The organism is Psychrobacillus sp. Z3-81 (assembly GCF_056620325.1).
In genome coordinates this window covers 111,617-124,783 of record NZ_JBWQPU010000008.1, presented here as the reverse complement: position 1 = coordinate 124,783, position 13,167 = coordinate 111,617, and the positions used below count along the sequence as shown (strand labels likewise).

Annotated in this window: 12 protein-coding genes; 6 read left to right on the top strand and 6 right to left on the bottom strand. The window is 37.9% G+C overall.

The features are described 5' to 3' along the window. The first annotated feature begins 78 nt into the window (after nucleotides 1–78). Complete coding sequence (locus tag AC1ECF_RS10645; RefSeq protein WP_480389395.1) at nucleotides 79–234, top strand: lmo0937 family membrane protein; 156 nt, start codon at nucleotides 79–81, stop codon at nucleotides 232–234. A gap of 153 nt (nucleotides 235–387) precedes the next feature. On the opposite strand, the gene AC1ECF_RS10640 is transcribed toward AC1ECF_RS10645, so the two are convergent. From AC1ECF_RS10640 to AC1ECF_RS10615, 6 genes are all read right to left on the bottom strand, one after another. Continuing rightward, complete coding sequence (locus AC1ECF_RS10640; RefSeq protein ID WP_480389394.1) at nucleotides 388–1,500, bottom strand: GNAT family N-acetyltransferase; 1,113 nt, start codon at nucleotides 1,498–1,500, stop codon at nucleotides 388–390. 19 nt (nucleotides 1,501–1,519) lie between these two features. Further along, the gene (locus AC1ECF_RS10635) at nucleotides 1,520–3,616 is read right to left on the bottom strand and encodes a heavy metal translocating P-type ATPase (protein WP_480389393.1); all 2,097 of its coding nucleotides are present in this window, start codon (nucleotides 3,614–3,616) and stop codon (nucleotides 1,520–1,522) included. Beyond that, nucleotides 3,588–3,959: an ArsR/SmtB family transcription factor gene (locus AC1ECF_RS10630; RefSeq protein WP_480389451.1), complete on the bottom strand. Its 372-nt coding sequence runs from the start codon at nucleotides 3,957–3,959 to the stop codon at nucleotides 3,588–3,590. The genes AC1ECF_RS10635 and AC1ECF_RS10630 overlap by 29 nt, the downstream gene beginning before the upstream one ends. A 295-nt stretch (nucleotides 3,960–4,254) precedes the next feature. Further along, a complete protein-coding gene (locus AC1ECF_RS10625) occupies nucleotides 4,255–6,615 on the bottom strand; it encodes a penicillin acylase family protein (protein ID WP_480389392.1) in 2,361 nt (786 codons plus the stop codon). 127 nt (nucleotides 6,616–6,742) lie between these two features. Continuing rightward, nucleotides 6,743–7,660 (bottom strand): UDP-N-acetylmuramate dehydrogenase, encoded by a 918-nt coding sequence (gene murB, locus AC1ECF_RS10620; protein ID WP_480389391.1) that lies wholly within the window; start codon nucleotides 7,658–7,660, stop codon nucleotides 6,743–6,745. Nucleotides 7,661–7,736: 76 nt separating this feature from the next. Next, entirely contained in the window at nucleotides 7,737–8,042 is a 306-nt protein-coding gene (locus AC1ECF_RS10615; RefSeq protein WP_480389390.1) for a winged helix-turn-helix transcriptional regulator, read from the bottom strand. Nucleotides 8,043–8,253: 211 nt separating this feature from the next. Between AC1ECF_RS10615 and AC1ECF_RS10610 the strand changes: the two genes are divergently transcribed. The 5 genes from AC1ECF_RS10610 (at nucleotide 8,254) to AC1ECF_RS10590 (ending at nucleotide 13,088) form a co-directional block, all read left to right on the top strand. Next, complete coding sequence (locus tag AC1ECF_RS10610) at nucleotides 8,254–8,778, top strand: YceI family protein (RefSeq protein WP_480389389.1); 525 nt, start codon at nucleotides 8,254–8,256, stop codon at nucleotides 8,776–8,778. Between the two features lie 383 nt (nucleotides 8,779–9,161). Next, the gene (locus AC1ECF_RS10605; protein ID WP_480389388.1) at nucleotides 9,162–9,467 is read left to right on the top strand and encodes a hypothetical protein; all 306 of its coding nucleotides are present in this window, start codon (nucleotides 9,162–9,164) and stop codon (nucleotides 9,465–9,467) included. 62 nt (nucleotides 9,468–9,529) lie between these two features. Next, on the top strand, nucleotides 9,530–11,251 hold the full coding sequence (locus AC1ECF_RS10600) for an ABC transporter ATP-binding protein (RefSeq protein ID WP_480389387.1): 1,722 nt from the start codon (nucleotides 9,530–9,532) through the stop codon (nucleotides 11,249–11,251). 422 nt (nucleotides 11,252–11,673) lie between these two features. After that, nucleotides 11,674–12,963 carry a helix-turn-helix domain-containing protein gene (locus AC1ECF_RS10595; RefSeq protein WP_480389386.1) on the top strand — a complete coding sequence of 430 codons (1,290 nt, stop codon included), beginning with the start codon at nucleotides 11,674–11,676 and terminating at the stop codon, nucleotides 12,961–12,963. Next, complete coding sequence (locus tag AC1ECF_RS10590) at nucleotides 12,960–13,088, top strand: hypothetical protein (protein WP_480389385.1); 129 nt, start codon at nucleotides 12,960–12,962, stop codon at nucleotides 13,086–13,088. The genes AC1ECF_RS10595 and AC1ECF_RS10590 overlap by 4 nt, the downstream gene beginning before the upstream one ends. Nucleotides 13,089–13,167: the final 79 nt, after the last annotated feature.

The following is a 13,167-nucleotide window of genomic DNA, read 5'->3' as shown; positions in this document are numbered from 1 at the left end:
TGTTTAGTAACTTAGTTGTCAGGGTAACTTTATAATAATAGCACGTATAAAATTCTTTAAGAAGAAGGGAAGAGTAAAATGGGTAAAATTTTATGGACAGTCATTGTAATTTTAATCGTCCTATGGTTATTAGGGTTCTTATTAGACATAGGCGGAGGAATAATTCACACATTATTAATAATTGCTGGTATTATTTTTGTAATTCAACTAGTTACCGGCCGTCGATCACTCTGAAGTAGCTTTTGGAAGTTAGTGATACAGTAGAGTAAGTCAGAAAAAACATCATTTTCCGATAGGAAAATGATGTTTTTTTCTGTATAAGGGTTTGGAACAATCATCACTTATGAACCTGGTAATAATATAAAAGCTTTCTAAATTTCATATAACTTAATATCTTGTTTTCGCATAAATGCAAGTATCTCGTAGACTTTTCCCATCTGCAGATAGAGAATCATGGCGTAGTGTTCCCTCTAATTGAAAGGATAACCTTTCAGCAACTGACCTGCTTCTTACATTATCACTATCGCATCTTATTTCTACACGGTTAGCCTTCAATTCTTCAAATGCAAACCCTGTAATTCTTTCAACAGCCTCTGTCATATAGCCTTTTCCTTCAAATTTACTGTCAATCCAGTACCCTATTTCAAATTTACGTACAGTCCAGTCAATTCTATGAAGACCAGAGGAACCTACAAATTCACCCGTATCCTTCAAGTATAAATGAAGGCGCAAATCAGTCCTTGTAATAAAATCAGCTACAGCTTGGCGCAGATTTGTTACAGTTTGCTCCATAGATTGCTTCGTCTGCGCCCAAGGCATCCATTCCTTCAATGCTTCGTGGGAATTAACAATAGCTTTCCACACTTCCTCTGCATCTTCTACTCTAGGAGCTCTTATCACTAATCTTTCCGTTTCAAATATCTCCGGAAATTGATCTTCTCTTCCACTTTTTACGGGATGAACATAGAAATCATCGTCCCAATTTACAGGAGTAGATGTACCCTTCAAGAAATCTTCTCTCGTCATCCCATAGGTTACTGCATCATAATAAGAGTTTTCTTTGGGAGAGAACCAAGCCTGCCTTAGCTGAGCTTCTTTTACAAAGCCCGCTCTCTCAAACGTTTTTCTCATGGCAAAATTGTCCTGCCTTGTATGTCCTTCTAATCTTATCTTTTCCTCTGGTAACTGAAATACATACTCCGCAACTAGTTTTAAAGCAAGAGGGCCATAGCCTTGCCCTCTTTTTTCATCAGCTATCCGAAGATCGAAAAGGGGAATATCATCCTGCAAATCGTAAATCTTAACAATCCCGACCTTTTCCTGTTCTCCATTCTCCACCCAAAAGGTTTTTACCTCGTCCGATTGGTATCCACCTTCTTCAATAGTCTTTTCCACCAGTTCTCTAGCTGGATGGGAATTTCCATGATAAGGCCAAGTGTTTGTTGTTAAGAAATGGATTAGCAATTCTTGCTCCTCCATCGTCCATTCTGTCAGCTTCATTATTACCCCTCCGAACCTCTTACTTTTGTACTTTTAATAATCTTAATGAATTTAGTACTACTAGTAAAGTTGCTCCCATATCTGCAAAGATGGCAATCCATAAAGTTAACCACCCTGGGATAATTAAAAGCAGCGCTACAATCTTTAAACCTAATGCAAACATAATATTTTCTTTAATAATATGCAATGCTTTTCTACTTAATCGAATTGTGTAAGGAAGTTTTCCTAAATCATCTGCCATGAGAGCAATATCCGCTGTCTCCAAAGCAGCATCCGTTCCTGCTCCTCCCATCGCGATTCCGACTGATGCAGCAGCTAGTGCTGGAGCATCGTTCACACCATCCCCTACCATCGCCACAGCTCCAAATTTTTCTCTGAGCTGTTTAATAGCCGACAGCTTTTGCTCTGGCATTAGATTTGCCTCTACTTCTGTTACTCCTAATTTCTTCGCAATTGCATTAGCTGTACGTATATCGTCTCCAGTAAGCATTACTGTATGCTTAATACCAGCCTGCTCAAGGCTCTCTAAAATGTGATGACTAGATTCCCTTATTGGATCTGCAACTCCAATATAACCCTTATACTGACCGTCCATGGAAGCAAGCATGACGGTGTTGCCTTGCCGTTGTAATTCTTCTACAGTGAGGATTGTTTCCGAAGGTAGCTCGCAAAGAGTAGAAATCCAGCTCACACTTCCTATTGACCATCTCTGTCCCTCTACGGTTCCTTCTGCTCCTTTTCCAGTAACCGAGTGGAATTCCTCTACCTCCAGTCGATGTATCCCTTTTTTGGAAGCATATTGGACAATAGACTGTGCTAACGGATGCTGAGAATATGCTTCAATGGACATCACCTTTTGAATAAAGTCTGGAGAATTCTCTGCCTCTACAACCATTACCTCAGGATACCCCTTCGTTAAAGTACCTGTTTTATCAAAAGCAATCGCTTGTAGCCTACCTATTTCCTCTAAATAAGCGCCTCCCTTAATAAGCACTCCCTGCTTTGCCGCATTCCCTATCGCAGTAACTATCGCCACAGGGGTAGATACAACCAATGCACAAGGGCAGCCTACCACCAACACCGCAAGCCCTTGGTAAATCCAGTGCTGCCATTCTGCTCCAAATAATGGAGGAATGATTGCAACAAGGAAGGCGATGAAAATAATAAGAGGGGTATAATATTTTGCAAATTTATCTACAAACCTTTGGGAAGGAGCCTTTTCTGCCTGCGCCTCCTCTACCAGATGAATAATCTTAGCTATCGTAGTATCTTCTACTCGTTTTGTCACTTTGACTTCTAAAGATCCTTCTTCATTTAACGTTCCAGCAAAGACCTCTTCTCCAATCCCTTTAGACACCGGTACAGACTCTCCAGTGATAGAAGCCTGATTAACTGTAGAAAATCCCTTCACGACAATTCCATCCATAGCGATTTTCTGACCTGGCTTAACAACCAAGATGTCCTCTATCTGAATAAATTCGGTATCTAAATCCACCAGTTCACCGTTTCTTCGAACAGTTGCCACCTTAGGAGCAACATTTACCAAATCACTAATAGATTGACGAGCTTTATTTAGGGAATACGCCTCTAACGCTTCACTTACCGCGAATAAAAAGACAACTACCGCACCCTCACGCCATTCCCCTATTATCGCTGCACCTATAATAGCGATGGTCATAAGTGTTTTCATATCAAATTCAAACCTAATCAGATTGCTAAATCCAACCTTAAATAGTTCCGCACCACCTACAATGATAGAAAGAACGAATAACACAATAGCTGCAGGGTGGTCTTCTGCGTAAATAAAAGATGTTATCGTCCCAACTACAAGAAATAGAAAGGAGATTGTAGTTAAAACATTATGCTTTTGCTGAAAGAAAGGAGCCCTTTCTACCTTACGTTGATTTAGAGGCACTACCTTAATACCATCAAAGGCTCCAGCCTCTTCTATTTCTTCTATTGTGACATTACCTACAATAGAAACTTTAGAAGCCCCAAAGTTCACCAATGCATCCTTCACTTCTGGGAGCGCCTTTATATTTCTTTCAAATTTCATTGCACAATTTGCGCACGAAAGATTTTCCAGTCTATACTCTTTCTTCTCTGTCGTCTCCATTTTCTTCACCCTCTTCTATTGCATGCTCGTATGCAATCTTCACTAATTCATTTACATGATGGTCTGCTAAGGAATAGAAAATCTGCTTTCCTTTTCTTCTCGACTTCGCTAAAGATAAATCTCTTAAGAAACGAAGATGGTGAGAAGCAGTAGCTGTTGAAGAACCAATTATTTCACTTACATCACATACACATAGTTCCTCCTCTATTGTTAGGGCATAGGCTATCTTCAATCTCGTTTCATCTGCAAGCGCCTTAAATAACTGCGAGACTCTCGTTAGATTAGGTAGTTGCTTTTTTACCTCTTCACAAACAGTTTTATCGACAGTTGTAACCTCACACATATCCTTTGTATACACTTTTCCACCTCATTCAAATGATCATTTGATTGTACTTTCATTATATATTCAGTCTATTCTAAACACAATATATTCAAATAGGCATTTGATTGTTTTTTTCTTTTTCTTTTACCCAAAGGAAGGCTTGCTCTAATTTTTAGCACAAAAAAACCAAACAGTGAGTAGTTGGAAAATTCACTGTTTGGCGCAACAAATGGAGTATAACCGGATCTCCCCTGCTTCTTACTTATTCAATTCTGTTCCTTCTGTATTGCACTATATTCACTTAAGAAATCACGAATTACTCAGCGATTAACATTAATTCGTAGCTTTTCTCCAAGCTACCTTCGATATTAGTATTATGGTACTTTCCTTCTGCCCAGTCCGTCACTTGGTTATGGTACCATTTAGATTTTATATGACCACTTTGACCAGGACCTACGATATGATAAGCCTCCGATAAGTCAGATAAGTCTGCTACAAAACGCCAAGATGCCCCATGATCTACTCTTCCGTCTGCCCCAAAACCGGCAGCCTGTACCGTGATACCAGAACCGCCAATCGGCACTGGCTTCGGATTAAGAAAGTATGCTAGTAGTGGAGATGCACTAGAGATTGGATGATCGAAAGTTAATTGATGATAATCTCCCCACTTCCATTTTTCTTCTTTGCTACCATATTCACTTTTAATTTCTTCTACAGCCTGTTTGAAGGCCTGAGATACCCACAAGTCGACACCTCCGTATTCCTCTAGCCAAACACTGCTTTCTCCAGCGTAGCCTTTTCGCAACAGCTGATCCGTGAGATGGCTTTTTCCAGGAAGCATAGAATAAACATCCTCTGGCATATGCTCGGAGAACATCTCAACAGGAAGTGCTCTGATCCATTTATGAAAGACAAAAGGCGCTGCGGCGTCCTTATCGTCTACCTGGTTCCAATCAGAAAGCAATTGAATGATGGAATCGTACTCTTCTGCCGTATTTGATTTTTCTAAGGAACTAATCATCGATTCCAAGAATTCCCGAGCGTATAAATTCGTTTGATCCATTTGAAGCTCCATCATATCCTCTTTTGTAAGTGAATCATTGTCTTCAAGTACTTCCGCAATTCGCTCGTATCGATAAGATTGTGCCCAGAAATCAGTTATATGATAAGTGTATGTCTCATCAACCACCTGGTTATTTGCTGTTGCAACAAATCCTTCCTCAGGATTAATTGTCATAGGAAGCTCTGCATAGGGTATATAGCCAATCCACTCATATTCATCACTATCTCCAGGAACAGGAATTTGACCTTCCCCTGTTTTCCGAATTGGTATTCTTCCATTAGCCTTGTATGCAATAGTGCCATCCTTGGAAGCAAACACAAAATTTTGTGCAGGAGCATGAAAATCCTCTAGAGCTTTTTCAAACTCTTCCCAGTTAGTAGACTTGTTCATCTTTAAGATAGCCTGAAGCTCCAATGTCGGCTCTAAAGCAGTCCATTGCATGGAGAACAGGGCAGGAGCCTCTTCATTCTTAAACATTACGTCGGAAATTATTGGACCATGTCGAGTATCTAGCACTTCAAGTGGCACCGGGTCACTATCCTTTACATTAATTTCGTAATGACGAACCTCCGCCTGTTCCCATTCTCCTTCGTATAAAAATTGGGTTCTATCTTCAGGGTTCGGTGTCTCTATATAAAGGTCTTGAACATCTGGCCCAACATTTGTCACTCCCCAAGCAATTTCTTCGTTATGCCCTAAAATGATTCCTGGTATTCCTGCAAAAATTACGCCACTTACATTCTGACTCGGTGACTGTAAATGCATTTGATACCAAATAGATGGGGTGCTTAAGCCTAAATGAGGATCATCAGCCAGTAAAGGCAACCCACTTTCTGTTTTTTCTCCACTTACAACCCAGTTGTTACTTCCATTGAATTCATTTGGCAATACACTGGGGTCGAAGGCTCCACTCACCTGAACCGGGTTATTTAAATTGGCCTCTATTATCGCCGGAGAATTCTCTGGGTAAGTAATAAATAGCTCTTTCGCCTTTTCTTCACCAAACTCATTTAAAGCCCAATGTCTAATAGCAAGGCTTGACCAGTTACCACCTAAATCATAAGCCATATACTTCCCAATCGTCAGTGAATCAATTGGCGTCCATTCTGTTGGCTCATATTCCAATAGGCTAAACTCATAACTAAGTTTTTTTTCCTTTTTAGCAAAATCAATAAAAGCGTTAACTCCTTCTGCATACCACTTCAACACGTTTTTTGCTTCTTCTCCATAACCTTCATATGATTTTTCAGCTGCATCTCTCAACCCAAAGGTAATAAAAAATTTATCTGTACTAAGAGCAGATTCTCCCACAACCTCTGATAATTGACCACTCGCTTGTCGTCGGGCTAAATCCATCTGAAAAAGTCTATCCTGTGCTTGCACAAAACCCTGTGCTCTATATAAATCTGCATCTGAATTTGCTTTAATATGTGGAACCCCATAATCATCCCTTGTGACGCTTACATCTTCTTCTAAGCCAGTAAACACTATTTCTCCCTCTATTATCGGCTTGGTATTGGATAAGAAAATATGTAAGCCCATAACCACTAAAGCAATTACTAGCAAAAAGCCTCCCACCGTCCAACCGATTATCTTCCATCTTCTTTTTTTCACCTCAGTAACTCCCCTTTCTTCTCCCAAAGAAGACTTCGACACAACATATCCTTTTCCTTCCACCTCAGTGGCCAACATATAAAAAAAAACCTATGGATACAAGTGTATTCATAGGTCCATCACATTATTATTTCTTGTCTTCTCCAACAATTTTCACTTCAAGCTCTAGTTCTACTCCGAAGTTTTCTTTTACTTTTTCCTGCACCATCTTAATAGTGTTTATATAATCAGTAGCAGTAGCATTATTTTTATTTACGATAAATCCGGCATGCTTCGTAGAAACCTCCGCGCCGCCATATCCTTTCCCCTGTAAATCACTATCCTGTATTAGCTTCCCAGCAAAATAGCCAGGGGGTCTTTTGAATACACTACCTGCAGAGGGAAATTCAAGTGGTTGCTTAGACTCTCTTTGGAAAGTAAGGTCATCCATTTTTGCTTTAATTTCTTCTGGATTTCCAGGCGTTAACTCAAACTCAGCTGATAATACAAAATATCCATTTTTTGAAATAACACTTTTCCGATAGTTCAATTCTAATTCATCCTTGGAAAGTACCAGCTTATCACCTGCTGGAGTCAGCACCGTGCAAGTATGGATTACGTCTTTCACCTCTCCGCCATATGCTCCAGCATTCATGGCCATCGCACCACCAACTGATCCTGGAATACCACAGGCAAATTCTAATCCAGTAAGCGATGCCTTTGCTGCCGCTCTAGAGACATGGATGATATCCGCACCACTTTCTGCAAACACCCGATTCCCTTCCACTTCTATACGATTCAAATTCTTTAGGCAAAGTACAATCCCTCTCACTCCGCCATCTCTCACTACCATATTTGAACCATTCCCTAAAAGCAGTAAGGGAATTTCATTTTGGGAAGCATATTGAACAACAATAGCAACTTCTTCTTCAGTCTCAGGGGTAACAAATAAATCTGCCATGCCACCCATCTTTGTCATTGTGTGAATATTTAATAGTTCATCTACTTTTACGTTTTTCTCATCTAACTGTGTCGTTAAATCACTAAACCATTTTTGTTTACTCAAAAAAGACAATCCTTTCTTCGTTAACGTGTTACCTTACATAGTATGCGGTCTTCTATCATTTTTTTCAAGGTCATTCCTATAGCCATTTTTTAGACCATAATTCAATACTCATAACCACGTCTTTAAGAGCATAGCCTTTATCTGTCAAGTTATATTCAACCCGTATGGGCACCTCTGAATAGACCTTTCGATCGACTATCCCCTCTTTCTCCAACTCTTTTAGTCGTTCTGATAAAAGCCTACCACTTATCGGAAGGGATGATTCTATTTCATTAAATCTTTTTGCACCATCTAACAATTGATAAACAATTAAAGCTGTCCATCTTTTGCCAATCAACTCCATCGCTTTTGAAAGACGGGGACATAACGGCATTTCCTTCATATACATTCACCTCTATGAGCGCTATTATAGCCCTTTTTAACAACTTTTGCAAAATAGAGTAATTTAATTACTTGACGTAATTACATTATTATTTTATAGTTACTTACATAAAGTAACTTATAAGTTGTTTAATATCTTGAAATCAAACATACTTGCTCCAAGATGATATTCAACTATACTTTTAAAAAACAGCTATTAGGGGGAAATAAACATGTCAAAGTATAATTTAGATGCAGCACACTCAAGTATTGATTTTTCAGTAAAGCACATGATGGTATCAAAAGTGAAAGGTAGCTTTACTAGCTTTACAGCAGAATTAGATGGTGCAGCAGATGATTTAAAAGGGGCAGCAATTAGTTTCAACATTGATGTGAACTCGATTACTACTAATAATGAAGATCGCGATAACCATTTACGCTCTGAAGATTTCTTTGATACAGCTAACTTTCCAAGTATTCATTTTGTAGCTACCTCTATTGAATCTACAGATGTTGGAGAATATGCTGTAACTGGTGATTTAACTATTAAAGACGTAACGAAACCTGTTACCTTTGAAGTAGAATATGGTGGAAAAGGAAAAAATCCTTGGGGTCAAGAAGTCGTTGCTTTTTCCGCTAAAGCGAAAATAAATCGAAAAGATTTTGGCTTAGTTTGGAACCAAGCATTGGAAACTGGTGGAGTGCTTGTTGGAGAAGATATCAAAATTAATGTAGAGCTTGAATTAAACCCGGCTTAATATAAGCTGCTGAAGTTGAGGCTGAGACTATAAATTGAATGAGAAGCACTTATGATACTTTTAAAATCATAAGTGCTTTCTTATTTTTGAAGTCTCGGTTCTCCGCTGTGTCGGACGCTTGGTGTGGAGGCCAACAGGATGTTGGTCAGGAAAACGTTGTCACACGATGTGACGTTCTTAGTTTTCCCTCCCCTAGGTAAGCAAGCACCAAATATATGCTTATATAAAGGACATAATCCATGAACAGAACACTCGGTCTTGTTCCACCTTTTAGCCACGGAATTACATTAATTGGAACCAAGTCACCCTTACATTTTCCAATTTGAAACTATTATTGGATTTTTTCGTATATAATAGAAAGAAATAAGGAATGGGGTGTTGTATTGGAATTTGACGATATTTTCGCTCTCTTTATCGGGCTAGTTGGAGTAGTTATGGTTTTCTCTATACCTCTTTCAGCTATTTGGACTACTCATTTAAGAAAGTCCCAAAAAATGAAGAGCGAATACTTAAAAGAGCAGATGGAGTTAGAAAAACTAAAGTATAATAACTTTCTCCTAGAAACAGAAAAGTTACGCTTAGAGCTACAAAATAAACAGACAGATTTATTAGAGACAACAAACGACCCTGTTTTAATGGAATTACGGAAGGGTACACCTATTGAAGCGAAAAATACGTCCTCTATGTAATCGTGCTAAGTTTTTCCTTTGCACGATTCTTTTTGTGTGTGGATTAAGGACAGGAGGTTTATATGGAAGGTTCTACTAAAGGTTTTTTCATTTTGCTAAAAGGGCTTCGCTGGCCAATAAAGATTACTATTTTCGCCATTGCCTTGTCCCTCATTAGCACAATCATTAGTTTGATAGTTCCACTAATAACAAGCGATTTAGTGGATCAACTTACATCATCCGGCTTTCACTGGAAGATGATGGCGATCTTACTAAGCGTTTTTCTTCTACAGGCAGTAACTGGTGGAGTTTCTTACTATCTACTTTCCTATATAGGCGAGTCCATCGTGGCAGACCTTCGTCGTAAGCTGTGGGGAAAGGTTCTACATTTACCAGTATCCTATTATGACCAGAACGAGAGTGGAGAAACCATGAGCCGCATCACTCAGGACACTACTACCCTAAAATCACTTATTACTGATCATTTAGTTAACTTCGTAACCGGAATCATTACCATCGTCGGATCAGTATTTATCTTATTTTTCATTGACTGGAAAATGACGCTCATCATGCTAATAAGCGTCCCGGTTAGTATAGCCATTATGATGCCTCTAGGGACCATTATGCACAAAGTGGCGAAAGCTACACAAAAGGAAATGGCAGGGTTTTCTGGTCTTCTTGGGAGAGTTTTAACCGAAATCAGACTTGTTAAGTCTTACCGAGCAGAGCCTACCGAAATGGATGGTGGAGATAAAGCAATTACAAACCTCTACCATTACGGTTTAAAGGAAGCAAAGATACAAGCTATCATTTCACCATTTATGACCTTAATGATGATGGGAATTTTAGTTCTCATATTGGGCTATGGTGGATTACAGGTCTCAAACGGTAATCTCTCAGCAGGTGAATTAGTTGCTATTATCTTTTATCTTGTACAAATTATTTTTCCCTTCGCACAAATGGCCACTTTTTTCACTTCGTTCCAGAAAGCCGTAGGTGCAACTGATCGAATACAAGAAATCTTTAAAATGGATAGTGAACATTCGGTGAGTAACAATACCCTATCGCTCGAGGATGGTACGGTATGTTTTAAGGATGTTTATTTTTCTTATGATAACGAGAAGTATATTTTAAGCGGTATTTCGTTTGAGGCAAGACCAGGAACGGTGACCGCTTTTGTTGGTCCTAGCGGCGGTGGAAAAACGACCATTTTCTCTCTTTTAGAACGCTTCTATGAGCCTAATAAAGGAAGGATATTGTTTAATGATGTACCTATTTCTGAAGTACCTCTTGAAGCTTGGCGTTCTAAGATAGGCTATGTATCACAAGAAAGCCCTTTGATGAGCGGTACGATTCTTTCCAATATTACTTATGGAATGAAAGAGAAACCTGCAATGGAGCAAATTAAAGCAGCAGCTCGAGCAGCAAATGCAGAACATTTTATAGAAGAGCTCCCAGAAAAGTATGATACGTTAGTTGGCGAAAGAGGAATGAAGCTATCCGGGGGGCAAAGACAGCGGATTGCCATCGCCAGAGCCCTCTTACACAATCCGAAGATTTTATTATTAGACGAAGCTACCTCCAATCTAGACAGCGGTTCGGAAAGCCTTGTACAAGAAGCTTTAGATCGACTAATGGAAGGTCGTACCACCCTAATCATTGCTCACAGACTTGCTACGATTATTCATGCTGATAATATCTTCTTTATAGAGAAAGGAAAAATAACCGGAGCCGGATCTCACCATGAATTAATAAATACACATGATCTATATAAGGAATTCACACAAGGACAAGGACTTTCCTAATTACTCTGTAACTTTCCAGGGGCTTAGACAGTCCAATTTATCAAAAGATTCAATGGGGAGACAAAATTTAGAGGAACTTTCATAGAGCTAAGCGTAAATTTAGATATAAATACTCAAAAAATTTTCTGATACTATAACTTTTGTATGTAGCTCCATTCGACATTTTCTTCTCTATTTTTACAATCCAGCTTCTCACGAAAATGTTTTATGAAAAAAAGCACACTAATATTACATTTTTTTCTAATATTGAAAGTTATTATAGAGGAAAGTACTATGCTAAATTCTGCTTTTTTTGAAGGTTTTTAAACACTACTTTTTTATTGCATGAATAATATGGTATTTTCCTTTATTTATGCTATCTTATTAATAGTGTTGGATTTTGTTTTCCTTTTTGAATCCTAACTCGAGGGGGTTTAAACTAGGTGAATATAGGGCAGCTTATAAAGTTAGAGAGACAAAGACAAGGCATGAAACAAGAGGTTTTAGCTTCTGGAATCTGCGTTCCCTCCTATTTGAGTAGAATAGAAAACGGGTTAGTGATCCCTAGCGATGATATTCAACAACATCTACTAAAGAAATTAAATATACCTCTTGGTGAACTTAATAATGAACTAAGTGAAGAACATATGAACCATTTCAAGTCTTCCTTTAAAATTGTAATAAATTCCAGAGACAAAGAGAAAGCAGAACAGTTATATAACGAAATAACAACCTATATAAAAGAACATCCAATGGAGCCTAATAGACTAACCCTTCTATTAATGGAAACTAGACTAATGTTAATGCTTCCATCCCATATAAAAGATGTCCAATCAAATATAACAATTCTTGAAGAATTTACAAAAGAAATGAATACCGAGCAGTTATTTTATCTCCATACAATTCGAGGAATCTTAGCTTATATAAATAATCAGTTTAGAAACGCATCAGAAATTTTTAATGACGTCTTTACGCTGATTAAAAGTTATCGTATGGAAGACTGGGAAATGGCAGAACTTTATTACATTTCAAGTCTGTCGTTATTGTCTGAATCTCGTTATATGCTTGCAATTGATTATGTCAAATCTGCTTTATCTTACTTCAATCAAGAAATTCTAATAGAACGTTCAATAGAGTGTCTTATTATTTTGGGAATTGCACAGAAGGATAATGGAGTTCTATTAGAAGCTATTGCTACTTATAAAAAGGCTAAAGAAATTAGTTCTAAAATCGAGTCCTCTCGATTTCTTGGAATGATTGAACATAATTTAGGCAAAACTTACTCTTTGTTAAAAGATAAAGAAAAAGCTTTATATCACTACCAAAAAAGTCTGACGGTTAAAAAGTCAGCGAGTGATATTATGATAACTATCTTTTCCCTTTTGTTTGAATATCATAAATACAAAGATTATGATAATGCGAAAGTTTGGTTAGAGAAAGGCTTAGATTTATTAGATCAACTACCTGAAAAGCAGAGAATCTTCTACTCACATCACTTTGTAATGTATAAATCAATACTGTTTAATGAAAAAAATGTTATTCCCACTTTCAAAAAGATAATAGAATATTTTGAAAGTGTTCAAGAATATAAGTATTGTTCTATCTATTGCCATATATTAGGCAAGAAATTAGCTTCAGAAAAGCAGTACAAACAAGCAACCATTTTTTATGAACAAGGTTTTATGTATTATCTAAAACAATCAAAAGTATCTACATGGGAGGAATTATTATGAAAAAATTATTTATTGGAGTTTTATGTGTACTAGGACTATTTGCTATCAGTACTTCTTTTAACAACGAAATAGCTTTTAATGAAAAACCAGCTATCACTTCTATCGGATATCCTGGGCAACTTTAATAATAATCCCGTTACTTCTTGGCAGTTAATCAAGATAAGTAACGGGAAATTTTCGTAACGAAATTGCAGACCAGACTTT